Here is a 13,244-nt window from a genome sequence, read left to right on the forward strand (position 1 = left end):
GGAATCTACGTGACCGTTTCTCTCGCCATCAAGCAAAACGATGTCATCGAACGAAAGCGCGACCTGTACCGCTATGCGCTCGAATTGCCACTGGCTCGCATGCTGTTCATGCCCGTGGAGCCCGGCCAGGGGGCCGAGTTCACCTGCACCGAAGACGAATTCGGGAAGCTCTTGAAGGAATGCGAAATCCGCGCCCACACCATCATCCGGGACCATAACGGCGACATCATCGCGGACGGTGACAAAGACCTCGCCCCCGGCAAGGATGACAGTAAAGCAGTCAATGACGCCCGTTCGCTGTTCTTCTTTCTGAAGAAATGGCACCAAAACCCGACGAGCCTCCACCACCCTCGTCTGGACGATTTCGTCGAAGAGCATGCAACGGAGGCACGCAAGCTCGGCCATACCTGGATGCCGAGTTCCGGCGCCATGCATCGCCACATCCTCAAGTACCCCGATATCGAGCAACTGACCGCCCGGTTCCTCATTTCGAAGTCGGGCACGGTGACGCGCCAGCGCTGGCATCCGGAGATTGGCAAACTCCTGGAAAAAATCATCGATTGGCACTGGGAAGAAGGAACTAGCGGCCGCCATCTGAGCGACTCGATCGCCGAATTCGATGGCTGGTTCAACGAAGCCGCAAAGCGCCTTGCCACGGATACCGCGCTCATCGAGCCGCTGCACAAGCCCAGCGATGAAACCGTGCGCGCCTACATCAACTCGGCGGAGTGCTATGAAACGGTCTGCCGGAAGTTCGGTAAGGCACGCGCCGATGCACAGTTCGCCGGCAACTACCATCCCATACCCGCATCCAAGCTGCTCGAGGTCGTTCTGATCGACAGCACGGTCCTCGACACTTGGTGTGTGCTCGACGACGAATTCATGCTTCCGCTGGGCAGGCCCACGCTGACCGTCGCCATCGACCTTTTCACAAGGATGATCCTGGCGGTCATCATCACGTACGAACCCCCGAGTCTTTACACCGCGATGGCGTGCTTGAAGCGCGTCAACATGTCCAAGGAAGACATCAACGAACGATGGCCGACCATCGTCCGTTCGTCTGACGGATGGGGCAAGCCGACCACGGTCGTGGTCGACAACGAGCTCGCCCAATCCGGAAAATCATATCAATCGGCCTGCGAGGACGCCAAGGTCCACGTCAAGTGGGCTCCTGTCGCTCGGCCTCAGTATAAGGCCGTGATCGAAAGATTCTTCCTGACGCTCAAGAAGATGCTGCTCGATAAGCTTCCTGGCGGCATCCCCTATAAACCAGACGTCATGCGGCAACTTGGTATCGACCCCAAAGAGGTCGCGACCATTCCGCTGAGCAAGCTCACCGAGCTTGTCAACATGTGCATCAACGACGTCTACCACTACGAACCCCATTCGACGATCGGAATGCCGCCGGCGCTGGCCTGGGAAAAATCCAAGCAGAAACACAAGCGCCCGTTCATCGGCGACATCGACTTCCTGGACAAGGCCTTCGGCGCGCTGGAAACAGGGGTGCTCACGACGTCCGGCATCAAGTTCGACAACATGGAGTTTCACGACCCCAAGACCACGGGGGCCCTGATGGACGATCTGGGCGGCAAGGCGCCGCGGCGGAAACGCCGCAAGTCGCTTCTATCATCCCTGAACCCCCAAGTGATGTTCAAGTACAATCCGGCGAACATCGAAGCCATCAGCGTCTGGAACGAGCTCCGGAAGGAATACATCCGCCTACCCAACATCGCCGGAGAAGGCGCCGCCGGTCTGTCGATTTGGCACTGGCGGATCCTGCGGATCTGGACCGAGCAGGAGAGCATCGCGTTCTCGACGCCGTCCGAACAATTGGCGGCCCGCCGCCGGCTCCGCGAAGCGGTCGAGGAACAGATACCGGCGGCGGCGTTCAAGGCTATCAAACAGCAACGCCGCATCCTCCACGAACCCTCGGAGCTCATCGAAGGCAAGATCACCTTGAAGACCAAGGCCCCTCCGACGGTCGGGGGGATGGCGCAGGACGACGTCGAAATCGACGTCGCCGCTTTCGCTCCCGATGGCAATCGCGTCCCGCCGCCGGGCCCCGCACGCGGCCGGAGCAAGGGCAAGAAGGTCGACGGCCGGACGAAGGAACGCATGAAGGAGGCCAAGCAGTCGGCTCCGGAACTTCGCTCAGCAAAAAGGGCCGACCTTGTGGCGGCCTTTGCCCGGGATGCCGCAACGAACCACCCCGCGCCGCCGGTCCAGGCCGGACCGGCTTCGCCTGCCTCGGGCGTCGACGCCTCGCTCGCAGCTTTCTTCCGCAAGCGCAACGCCGGCAAGACCGACGCCGGCGACACCAGCGTGTGAGACCTACACCATGACCCCTGCAATCTATTCGCCAGATGAAATCGCACGGCGCATAGCGCTCTTCGAGCGAATTCGCCACCCGCACAAACTATTGAGCGAGATTCATCGCGCGCTGAACATCGTCCGCGCCGAAGTCAACCAGTCTCGCGCCGACATGGTCGAATTCGCGAAACAAAACCCCGGAATGACGATCAAGCCAAGTCCGCTTCCGCTGATCTGCGTCATCGGACCGTCCGGCACGGCGAAATCTCACGTGATCAAGACCTACTACGAAGATGTCTGCCGAACCGAGAACTGGCAGGTGGGCAGGCGGGCAGTGTTCGACTTCGAACTGTCGGTCGACGCCAACAAGAGACAATTCCACGTCGATGCCCTGACGGCCTTGAAAGACCCCGATCCCGAGAAGGGTAACGAATCCGTGCTGCGGCGCCGCTTCGGCAAATTGACCGACAAGCTCGGCACCGAATTGGGCCTCTGCGACGAGGTGCAGCATTTCATCGCCAGCGACACCGGAAAGCGTACCAAGAGCGTCATCGACGCAATGAAGAAGACCCTCAACACCGGCATCTGCGCACTGGGGCTGTTCGGAACCCAAAAGGCCGCGGACATTTTCGATGCGAGCGAGGAGTTCGGCCAGCGAGCGCACATCCGGTTCGACCTCAAGGGAGGCAATCCCGACGTCGCCGACGACCGCGCGCTGTTCGTCGCCTTCCTGAAGACGTTCAAAACCGAAATCGAAAAGATGGGCATCCTCATCAGCACGAAGACGCTCGAGGACGCCGAGACCATCGGCTGCCTGTTCCTCCAGGCCAGCGGAAGACTGGGCCTGTGTCAGAGGATCATGAAGGCTGCCCTCCGCGTCGCGCTTGAGAGCGGCGCCACTACCCTCCTCCCGGTCCATTTCGCCGTCGCCATCGATCGCGGCAAGTTGCTGTTCGGGATCAAGGAGAACCACTTCGCGAGCCATGCCGAAGCGTTCGCAGACTAGTTCGGGCATCCCATCCATGAACACCTTCCCAATCCCGACGACTCCTCTACCTGATGAAAGCCTCATGGGCTTCGTCGCACGAGCCTGCGACGACAACGGGCATCCTTCGGTCATCCGTGTGCTGGAGCTCGCCGGGTTTGAGACGCTCCGGGCACGCTTTCTTCCGGTCAGCGAAACCGTTGATCTTGAAAGCCTCGCACAATTCTTCGGCTGCAAGGAAGCAGAACTGCGCTCGAGAATGCAGTTGCCCATCGAGGTTCAGGGCTCGCTGCCGAACACTTTCATTTCTCATTTCGGTTCGCCGGTCCGACGCTTGATGCGCGAACCGGCTCTTCGGCGCGTGTCTCCTGCATCCCTTCGCGTTTCGCCGCATCACAGGGCTCTCTCGGCACTGCGACCGCTGCGGTACTGCCCCGAGAGCGGCGAATTGCTGACGTCCGACTGCCCGAACCCGGCATGCGGCAAGCCACTCGGCTGGAATTATGCGCAGGGCATCCCTTTCTGCGAACACTGTCTCGACGACGACTTTTGTCCCACCACGGATCTGCGGGATCTGGAATTGCCGCGTCTTGTTGGGGACGAACTAGCCCTCTACCGCTCGGCAACGGGCTTGCTGACCGGTCACCCCGACGCCATGCGTGCGCTGCCCCCGGCTTTCGCGTCATGGCATGGGTGGGAAGTCTTCGACATGATCGTCATGCTGGGCAACCACCTATGCAGACGCTTTCCCGATCGGTTCAAACTGAGGGGGGCGGCGTGCTTCGCTCTTCCCGACTGGCATCAAAACCTCATGTCGTCCGCTCGCGCGGTTCTGAACTGGCCAGACGGCTTCGGCGACCTGGTGAAGATCCTGAATGATGCTGCCGGCACGCGCACTGGGCACTACGGCCGCCATAAAGAGCTCGGGCCCTTGGCCGACTTCGGTGACAATTACGGCGCGCTTCCGAAGGTCAAGGCCGCGATCGAACTCGCGATCGCCGGCCACTATGAGACCGTCCGCGGGTCAGCCCCCGAACGCAGCTATCAGGCGCCTCCGGAGCGTGCAGATGAGATGATCTCCTACCGCGAGGCCCTCACGAAGTACGATGTGACCACGATCTTCTTGACCTCGCTCGCGAAGAACAAGGACATCGAGGTCATCCAGACCGGGGACGAGAAGTTCGCCCCGACCTATTACAACGAGCGGCAACTCGTTGAATTGCTGGAGGCCCGTCGGGAGGTTTTGTTGATCGATCGCCTGGTGGCGATCACGGGTCTGCCCATGTTCGCGATCGAGGGATTGGTTGGGTCCGGCCACATCCACCTCGCCGCCGGTGCTCTGGCAAGATTTCGCGATCCATCCGTACATAAGTCCGAAATCGAACGGTTCGGAAGCAGGATCGAAGCCAATGCGAGCGCGGCCGGCTTCCAAGATGGCAAGCCTTTGATGAGAACGGTTTTGGATGCCGGCGGCGCCGGCGGCGGCCTGCTGGTGAGGCTGGTTCAACTTTGTCTCGATGGCCGAATTGAGTATTGGCTATCGGAACGCCGCGGCGGCTTCATTTCGCGAGTGGTCCTGTCCGCTAAGGCCGTCGGGCTCGTTGAGACAATGGTCGACGAAGTTGCGCCGGCCCCTACCCCGACGAAGATGACGCGTCGGGACGTCACGATGTATCTCGACATGCCGACCGAAGACATCGTCGCGTTCGTCAAGGCTGGGGTGCTGCAGGCGGAGTACAAGGTAAACGGGGAGAGCGTCCGACGATTCAACGAAAGCTATGTCACTACCTCCACGGTCGCGAGGCGGCTGAACATCAGCGTTCAAGGGGTCAAGCGCATCATGGATGGCCGCGGCGTACAGCCGGCGCATTCGGTCGATCCGCCTGGACGTTCGACGACTTTCGCCTGGCGCAGGGCAGACGTCATTCCGATCATCGAACGAAGCGTTCATGCCCCGCGACATCGTGAAGGTGTTGGATCGAGCACACAGCAGCCATTCGACGAGCATTCGGCTGATGACGACACTATCCCGTCGGACCGCCGATCGTCCAAGACGTCAAAACCGAAAGGAGCCGCTTTCGATGAGTGACAGCAGCACTGCACCGGCGGCGCCGACCGACGTATCTCGCCGGCCGAAAACGGGAGCCGAACGACAACGGGCCTTTCGCCAGCGCCAGCGGGAGAAACGCCAGATTGCGCTGGCTTCTGCCGGCATCGGTTCGCCTGGCCCGATCGGCGATCAAATCGCCGCCTTCGAGCCACCAGTCACGACGAACGTCACGGTCACGCCGGTAACGGTCAGCGCGTTACCCGTGACACTCGTCACGAAAGACGTGACGTCACGCGTCACGGAAGGCGTAACGTCTCGCGTTGCGGACGAAGTAACGGTGTCACGCCGTCACGTCACGGAGCGGAGTTCGATCGCTTCATACTGTCTAACGACGGCGGCACTGGCGCTCGCCGGCGTCGGCCTCGTTATGAATGGGTGGTTCGCCCGAACGCTCGGATCGACCGATCTGGCAGGCTGGACGTTCGTTGTGGGCGGCATGGCAAATGACGTCGTTGCTCTGACGGTGCCTGCAGCAGCCGCAAGGCTTTGGCTTGAACGGCAACGAGTGACTTCGGCAGTGGCGTGGCTGGTATGGTCCGCCTCTTTTGTTTTCGCTCTGATCTCTGGTCTGGGGTTCGCCTCCGTCAACATCGCGGATTCCACCCTGGCTCGCGCGTCACGCGTCACACCTGCCGTGACGATTGCTCAGGACGCGTTACGTGATGCCATGACGTCGCGTGACAGGGAATGCGCGGGCGGCGTCGGCCGCTTTTGTCGCGAGCGCGAGCAAACCGTGATCGAGCGTCAGCGTGCGCTGAATGCTGCGGTCAGTTCGGTCGAGCGGGCCGTCGATCCGCAAACCGAGGCCGCGAGTAAGATCGTCGCTTGGCTCAGTGCCGGGAATGCTAATCCCACAGCGGCGGACTTCGCGATGCTCCGATTGTTGCTGCTGTCGTTGCTTCCGCAGGTCGGTGGCCTCCTCTTGATGATTGGCCGAGTCCGCTGAGGGCTGCGCGCTCTTGCGACCGGGCTCCAGATTTGACAGAATCGGACGGTTCCGCCGCTTTTCCGCGAAACGACTCACCGTTATTGCGGAATCCGACTCACCACGGATTCAAGAACCCCCGGTTTTATTGAGTTCGGGCGACTCGCTCTTACCTGGGGCGGATAAGTTGTTGATTTTGCTGGTACAGTTGGGTGGGCTCGAACCACCGACCTCCTGTTCCACAGACAGGCGCTCTAACCAACTGAGCTACAACTGCATTTTCGCGCGTGCCGCCCTTGAGGCTGCCTGAAAGGCTTGAAGCGCCGAGGGGGGCTGGACGGGCCGGAAACTAGGTGCAACGGCCCTGTTTGGCAAGGCCGCAAGCGACCGAAAATCCGGCGTAAATCACCTTATTCCAGAACAAAACCCGGGCCGTGGGGCCCGGGCTTCTTATTCTTTGGGCATGATCTTGTCGGAAAACCGCTGCACACTTTGCGCTGGCGCGGCCCTTCGGGTCCGGATCATGCCTAACGTGCCGATCGGCTTCAGGCGGCGGGCTTGTAGAACTTCGAGGCGTTGGCCTTGATGGGCTCGACGGTCTCGGCGGCGACGCGCTGACCGATCTCGGCGAGCTCCTTGGCCTGGGCCTGGAAGGTCTCGAGCTGCTTGCGGCTGTGGGTGTTCCACAGCTCCATCGCTTCCGCCGGCGACTTCTGGCCGAGCAGCTCCTGGGCGAAGTCCAGGTGCGCGCTGGTGTTGGCCTTCATGAATTCCATGAGCTTGGCGGTGTACTCGCCGATGCCCTTGTTGGCGGAGGCGAACACCGCCTCGATGGTGCCGTTCTGGCTTTCGGCAGCATCCTTGAACTTGGCGTAGCTTTCGCGGGCCTGTGACACGCCCTTTTCAGCGAACGCACGCATCTGCTCCGGGACCTCGAACGGAATGATGGAGGCGGAGAATGGATCAGTCGCACCTGTCATGGTTAATCCCTCACAATGGTCGAAGAATGAGTGAGCCGTCTGGCGCGCCCGCCGTCCAAGATGGCGGGTACGATAGAGGTGGAAACGCTTAAAACGAGATGGCTCGCCCAGCGCCTCCGATATTCTACGGATATCATGTCAACATTGTGCATCGCAGTGCATTCTGAGGTGCGACGCCGCAATTTAATCTCGGCCAGGACGTAGTTCCTTGCCGGGGAACCCTGGGGTTGCGGGTGGCTGAAGCGCAACCACGAAGGCGGTCCGCTCCCTCTCCCGCTTGCGGGAGAGGGTTGGGGAGAGGGTGTTTCCGCGTCGGGATTGTCCGAGGTTTGCGGAGAAAATCCCTGGATGGAGAAAGCCCCCACCCGGCGCTTCGCGCCGACCTCCCCCGCAAGCGGGAGAGGTTGAGTGAGCCCGCAGCCCGAGCCTGGAATCCATCGGGCCACGGAGCGCGCAGGTAAATGGATTGGGCTCGCGACTTCGTCGCGCCCCGGAATGACAGTGGACTAGTGCTTCGGCTTGGTCGCGTCGATGGCGGCGCGGCTGACGGCCTGGCCCATCTCGCTGGCCTGCTCGGCCAGCGCCTTCATCTGCGCCTGCACATATTCGCCGTGCAGCCGCATGATCTCGGACAGATCCTTGGCGTGGATCAGCGACTCGGCGTAGTCGAGCGAGGCCTCCACGTTCCTCTCGGCAAAACCGAGCGCGCGGGCGTTGAGGTCCCTGGCGCCGGCGCGCATGCTTTCGCCGCGCTCCTCGATCGAGCCGGCCGCGGCCTCCGCGCCGCTGAGGAATTTCTCGAACGCATCACGCGCCTGCTTGAAGCTCGTCTCCGCCATGGATCGCATGTCCTGGGGAATCTCAAAACGTTCACGGGCTGGTTCGCTCATGCTGCCACTCCTGTTGCTTTGGTATCGGCCTTCGTCGGCCGTTTTTTTCGGAAGCGCCGCCGGCGTAGCGGCGAATGGCCTGGCCGATGTGGCGGCCCGCTTCCGTCAGGGCCCCGCAGCCCCTTACCCACATGCAACGCGCGGACGGGCTTGCGGGTTCAGCTTGATTAAGGTTATCGCGGCTTATGGCCGCTTCTTAGGGTCCGCGGACGTGGACCTGCCGGCGGGGGCGGGCGATACTAACCCTTTCTTAAGGCTGCCATTCCCGCGGCGGCCTTGCGATCAAGAGTTGCATGACCACCAAGACAAGCCGGTTGGATGAATAGTTCGGATTTCCAGTTGCAAGGCGTGGACGATCCGCGGCTGGCCGTGCATGCGACGTCTCCCCTGCCCGCATGGCTGTGGTCGATCGACGGCAAGCACGTGGTCTGGGCCAATCCGGTCGGAGCAAAACTCTTTGGCGCAGCCAACGCCACCGAGCTTGCCAAAAAGATCTTCGGGCCGGCCGATCCGCACCGCCGCCAGGTGGCGCAGCTCGGCCGACGCCTGTTGCCCGGCGGCGCGGTGCGGCTCGAGCGGCTGCGCGGTTTCGGTAGCACGCTCGGCATGCTGATGACCTGCGCCTGCGCGCGGCTCGAATTTCCCGACGGCAGCCATGGCCTGCTGGTCGCCGCGATGTCATCGAGCGGCCGCGTCATGCCGCTGGTCGAACGGCTGCAGCGCCTCGTTGAAGGCGCTGGCGTGCCGATGGCGGCATTCACACCGGACGGCCTGTTCATCGGCACGAGCGACACCGCGCGCGTCCTGCTCAGCATTCCCCATCTCGCCGCGGCGGGCCTCGACGCGGCGCGCAGCACCGCGCTCGCGCAGGGCCGGGCCAGGACGCCGCTCGGCATCGGCCATTTGGTGCTGCAACGGGTCGGCGTAGGCGCCGACACCGGTCTCGTCGCGCTGTACGAGCCCGGCGCAGCAGAGCCCGCGCAGGAGCCGCGAGACATTGCGCCGGAGCCCGCGCCCGAGGCGCCGGCGGTCGAGCCCGTTCAAACTGCGGCGCCCATGGCACCGGCGGTACCGGACTACGAGCAGCCGGCGCTGGTCAACGAGGCCCCGGCCGAGTTCGCGCTGTTTGATGCCTTCGCCGAGCCGCTCGAAACCGCGGCGGTGGCAACGCCCGCGCCGGTTGAAGATGCGGTTGATAACCCGGACAATGACATTGTCTCGCCCAAAGCCGCGCCGATCAGTGCCGCGATGGACCAGCCGCCCCCTGCCGCGGACGCGCCCGCCACGCCGCGCAATCAGCCATTGCGCTTCCTGTGGCAGATGGATGCGGTCGGGCGCTTCGTGCTCGGCTCGGACGATTTCATCCGCCTGATGGGCACGCACACCGCCGCCGGCTTCGGCCGTCTGTGGTCGGAGATTTCAGCGGAGTTTGCGCTCGATCCCGAGGGGCGCGTCGCAAGGGCTCTCGCCACCCGCGACACCTGGGCCGGCATCACCGTGAACTGGCCGGTCGATGGCGGCGAACGGTTGCCGGTCGAGCTCGCGGGCATTCCGTTCTATGACCGGTTGCGCAACTTCGCGGGCTTCAAGGGCTTCGGCGTCTGCCGCGATCTCGACGGCCTCAACCGGCTCGATGCGCTCAGGCGCTTCGAGCTGTTCACCGATCCGCCCGCCCACACGATCGAGCCCGTCACCGAGCCCGAATTGAAGGCCGAACCGCCGCCGGCCGTATCAGACATTCCAGAGCCCATTGCCGAACTGCCCGAACCGATCATCGACGCGCATTCACAACAAGCCGATTTGGATAGACAAGTGGAAACGCCCCCCAACGTCGTGCCATTCCGCCCGCTCGGCGACAACAAATTGCCGACGCTGACGCCGGTCGAAAACTCCGCCTTCAACGAGCTCGCCCGGCAATTGTCCGAGCGGCTCGAGCGCGAGAGGGACGCGGCTGCAGCCTCGATCGAGCCGCAAGAGACGACACAGGCGACCATCGAGGAGCCGCCTGCTCCGCCCGCAGAGGAGAGGCCGCGCGAACTGGCCGAGTGGCTGGTGACCGAACCCGAGCCGCCGCCGCGCGGCGAGGCCTTGCGCGACCGCATGCTGCTCGACCTCGTGCCGACGGGCATCCTGATCTACCGGCTCGACCGCCTGCTCTACGCCAACCCCGCCTTCCTCGCGCGCGTCGGCCATCCCAGCCTGGGCGCGCTGGAGGAGGCCGGCGGGCTGGATGCACTCTACGTCGCGCCGGGCGTGTCATCGGAGAGCAGCACGTCGGAGGCCGGCACGCCGGTGACGATCAGCGCGACCGACGGCTCGGACGCGACGGACGCGCACCTGCACACCATCATTTGGGACGGCGACACCGCGCATGCGCTGATCTGCGCGCTGCCGCCAGCCGCGCCTGTCGTTGCCCACACCGTGAGCGCTGCGGCAGAGCCCGAGCCCGCGTTCGAGGACGAGCTGGAGCCTAAAGCTGGCCAGGAAGCCGGCCAAGAACCCGGTCAAGCCAATGCGGAAGATCTCGCCGCGATCCTCGACACCACGGCCGAGGGCATCGTCATGTTCGATGCCGAAGGCAACATCCACGCCTGCAACCGCAGCGCCGAGGCGCTGTTCGGCTATGACGGCGAGACGCTGCTGCAGCAGAACCTCACGACGCTGTTCGCGCCGGAAAGCCAGCGCGTGGTGATCGACTATCTCGACAGCATCAGGGGCGACAACATCGCGAGCCTGCTCGACCACGGCCGCGAGGTGCTGGGACGCGAGAGCAAGGGCGGCGTCATTCCGCTCGCCATGATCATGGGCCGCACCCAGCCCGACGGCCCGAACTTCTTCGCCGTGTTCCGCGATCTCTCCCAGAGCAAGAAGGGCGAGAGCGAATTGAAGCAGGCGCAGCGCCTCGCCGACGGCGCGGCGAACGCCAAGGCCGACATGCTGGCGCGCATCAGCCACGAGATCCGCACCCCGCTCAACGCCATCATCGGGTTTGCCGAGGTGATGATCTCCGAGCGCTTCGGCGCGCTCGGCAACGAACGCTATGGCGACTACATGAAGGACATCCGTGCCTCCGGCGAGCGCGTGATCGCGATCATCGACGATCTCTCGGAGCTTTCGCGGATCGAGACCGGCAAGCTCGATCTCACCTTCGGCAATCTCAACCTCAACGATCTCGTCGAGGCCTGCGTGGTGGTGATGCAGCCGCAGGCCAACCGCGAGCGCATCATCATCCGCACCTCGCTCGCGCATGCGCTGCCGCAGGTCTCGGCTGATGCCCGCGCGCTGCGGCAGATCACCATGAACCTGATCGGCAATTCGATCCGGCTCGCCAGCGCCGGCGGCCAGGTCATCGTCTCGAGCGCGCTCACCGACGGCGGCGAGGTCGCACTTCGCATCCGCGACACCGGCCATGGCCTTTCCGAGAAGGAAGTCGCTGCCGCCATGGAGCCGTTCCGCACCCCGCCGCCGTTGGATGCCTCGGAAAGCGCCGGCCTCAGCCTGTCCCTGATCAGGGCGCTGGTCGAAGCCAACCGCGCGCGCTTCAACATCAAGACCGCGGCGAACACCGGCACGCTGATCGAGGTGGTGTTCGCCCCGTCGCTGGCAAGGGCGTAAGGCCACGCGCACGGCTGCTTCTCCCCCTCTCCCCGTTCTTACGGGGAGAGGGTTGGGGTGAGGGGCTGCATCCGCATAGACGGTAAGAGTTGGACTCGCGGAGACTCCCCCTCACCCGGATTGCATCTTCGATGCAATCCGACCTCTCCCCGCAAGCGGGGCGAGGTAAGGGGCAGCTCAGCGCGCCGCTACGGCCGCGCGCGGGATGGCCAGCGCGCGCCATTTGCTGCCGAGGAGCAGCGGGCCGAAGGCGATCGCAAAGCCTGCGAACGCCGCGATCCAGCCGAACGCTGCGACATGCAGCAGCACCTCGCTATCTGCAGGCGAAATCACGGCACAGATGCGCGCCAGCGCCGCCACGACGATAGCGGCGTAGATCGCTTGCGTCGCGACGGAGGCCGTCAGCGCCTGCCCGGTGTGGCCGAGAGTTGCACGCGTCATCACCGCGAGCGTCATGGTGCCGGCCGCTCCCGCCATCCAGGCGTGAATGCCGGCACTTGCCGGCAGCGCGCCGAACGCGGCCGCCGCATGCAGGAGGAAGCCGAGCGGCACGAAGGCGTAGCCGATATGCAGGATCAGCAGCAGCCGCTCGCGTGTGGTGCGATCGCCGGCCCAGCGCGCCAGACGCACGATGTGCAGCACGCCGGCGAGCGCCATGGCAACGCCGGTGATGGCACTCAACGGGCTCACGATCCAGCACACGAGCGCCAGCGCGCTCAAGCCGATCACGCCGCCGTCGAGGCGGCCGAACGGCACCGGCAGGCGGCCGGGATTCATCTTGACCAGCCAGTTCCGCGTAAAGCTCGGGATGATGCGGCCGCCGATCAACTGTAACAGCAGCACGACCACGGCGATTCCAATTCGGATGCTGTAATCCGCGGCACCCGCGATATGCGCCTCCAGGTGGAACGCGACGTTGCCGGCGAGCAGCAGCAGTACCAGCATCACCACCGGCAGGTTACGCCAGTTCTTCCCCGCCGAGATCTCGCGCAAGGCGGCGGCGACGACCAGTGCCAGGAACGCGGTATCGACGAGAAGCGCAAAGACCCAGCCGAGCCCGGCCGAGCACGTCACCGCAATGCGGCCCGCAAGCCACACGATGGCGAGCACCGCGAGTGGCGTGCCCTGAATCGGCAGCCGCCCCGTCCAGTTCGGGATCGCCGTGAACAGGAATCCCGTGATCACGGCCGGCAGGAAGCCATAGAGCATCTCGTGCACATGCCAGTCGCGCGGCGCGAACGCGGAACTCAGCGACAGCTCGCCATAGAACAGCGGCAACCAGACCAGGATCGACGCGGCGGCCTGGATCGCGGCCAGCAGGAAGAACGGGCGAAAGCTGTGCGCCAGCAGCGGCCAGCCTTGGTGGTTGCGGGTACGGGCGCCAGCCATATCGGTAAACTCCGGCTCAATCGGGCTTTGCACATGAAAA

Annotated in this window: 8 protein-coding genes and 1 tRNA gene; 5 read left to right on the forward strand and 4 right to left on the reverse strand. The window is 63.8% G+C overall.

What is annotated here, in order from left to right; all coding sequences use genetic code 11:
- Positions 1 to 9 precede the first annotated feature (9 nt).
- The 4 genes from NLM33_RS25145 to NLM33_RS25160 all read left to right on the forward strand — a co-directional run bounded on the left by NLM33_RS25145 (position 10) and on the right by NLM33_RS25160 (position 6,351).
- Positions 10 to 2,328, forward strand: a complete 2,319-nt coding sequence (locus NLM33_RS25145; protein ID WP_254096971.1) for a hypothetical protein — start codon at positions 10 to 12, stop codon at positions 2,326 to 2,328.
- Between the two features lie 10 nt (positions 2,329 to 2,338).
- The gene (locus NLM33_RS25150) at positions 2,339 to 3,316 is read left to right on the forward strand and encodes an ATP-binding protein (protein ID WP_254096972.1); all 978 of its coding nucleotides are present in this window, start codon (positions 2,339 to 2,341) and stop codon (positions 3,314 to 3,316) included.
- Positions 3,317 to 3,380: 64 nt separating this feature from the next.
- Positions 3,381 to 5,384 carry a hypothetical protein gene (locus NLM33_RS25155; protein WP_254096973.1) on the forward strand — a complete coding sequence of 668 codons (2,004 nt, stop codon included), beginning with the start codon at positions 3,381 to 3,383 and terminating at the stop codon, positions 5,382 to 5,384.
- Positions 5,377 to 6,351, forward strand: coding sequence for a hypothetical protein (locus NLM33_RS25160; protein WP_254096974.1), 975 nt, complete (start codon positions 5,377 to 5,379; stop codon positions 6,349 to 6,351). The genes NLM33_RS25155 and NLM33_RS25160 overlap by 8 nt, the downstream gene beginning before the upstream one ends.
- A gap of 179 nt (positions 6,352 to 6,530) precedes the next feature.
- Here NLM33_RS25160 and NLM33_RS25165 read toward each other — a convergent pair.
- The 3 genes from NLM33_RS25165 to NLM33_RS25175 form a co-directional block, all read right to left on the reverse strand.
- Positions 6,531 to 6,607 (reverse strand) — tRNA-His (locus tag NLM33_RS25165).
- Between the two features lie 268 nt (positions 6,608 to 6,875).
- The gene (locus NLM33_RS25170; protein WP_254099783.1) at positions 6,876 to 7,310 is read right to left on the reverse strand and encodes a phasin; all 435 of its coding nucleotides are present in this window, start codon (positions 7,308 to 7,310) and stop codon (positions 6,876 to 6,878) included.
- Positions 7,311 to 7,816: 506 nt separating this feature from the next.
- Positions 7,817 to 8,200, reverse strand: a complete 384-nt coding sequence (locus tag NLM33_RS25175) for a phasin family protein (protein ID WP_254099785.1) — start codon at positions 8,198 to 8,200, stop codon at positions 7,817 to 7,819.
- A 318-nt stretch (positions 8,201 to 8,518) separates the two neighbouring features.
- Here NLM33_RS25175 and NLM33_RS25180 point away from each other — a divergent pair, with 318 nt between their 5' ends.
- Entirely contained in the window at positions 8,519 to 11,815 is a 3,297-nt protein-coding gene (locus NLM33_RS25180; protein ID WP_254099788.1) for a PAS domain-containing sensor histidine kinase, read from the forward strand.
- A 177-nt stretch (positions 11,816 to 11,992) separates the two neighbouring features.
- On the opposite strand, the gene NLM33_RS25185 is transcribed toward NLM33_RS25180, so the two are convergent.
- Complete coding sequence (locus NLM33_RS25185; RefSeq protein WP_254099789.1) at positions 11,993 to 13,204, reverse strand: NnrS family protein; 1,212 nt, start codon at positions 13,202 to 13,204, stop codon at positions 11,993 to 11,995.
- Positions 13,205 to 13,244: the final 40 nt, after the last annotated feature.

This window comes from Bradyrhizobium sp. CCGUVB1N3 (assembly GCF_024199925.1).
Classification (GTDB): Bacteria; Pseudomonadota; Alphaproteobacteria; order Rhizobiales; family Xanthobacteraceae; genus Bradyrhizobium.

What these genes read in the sequence shown, in the direction of transcription:
- NLM33_RS25155 (WP_254096973.1), top strand. Translation starts at nt 3,381, where the DNA reads ATGGGCTTCGTCGCACGAGCCTGCGACGACAACGGGCATCCTTCGGTC.
- NLM33_RS25185 (WP_254099789.1), bottom strand. Translation starts at nt 13,204, where the DNA reads ATGGCTGGCGCCCGTACCCGCAACCACCAAGGCTGGCCGCTGCTGGCG.
- NLM33_RS25175 (WP_254099785.1), bottom strand. Translation starts at nt 8,200, where the DNA reads ATGAGCGAACCAGCCCGTGAACGTTTTGAGATTCCCCAGGACATGCGA.
- NLM33_RS25150 (WP_254096972.1), top strand. Translation starts at nt 2,339, where the DNA reads ATGACCCCTGCAATCTATTCGCCAGATGAAATCGCACGGCGCATAGCG.
- NLM33_RS25180 (WP_254099788.1), top strand. Translation starts at nt 8,519, where the DNA reads ATGAATAGTTCGGATTTCCAGTTGCAAGGCGTGGACGATCCGCGGCTG.
- NLM33_RS25160 (WP_254096974.1), top strand. Translation starts at nt 5,377, where the DNA reads ATGAGTGACAGCAGCACTGCACCGGCGGCGCCGACCGACGTATCTCGC.
- NLM33_RS25170 (WP_254099783.1), bottom strand. Translation starts at nt 7,310, where the DNA reads ATGACAGGTGCGACTGATCCATTCTCCGCCTCCATCATTCCGTTCGAG.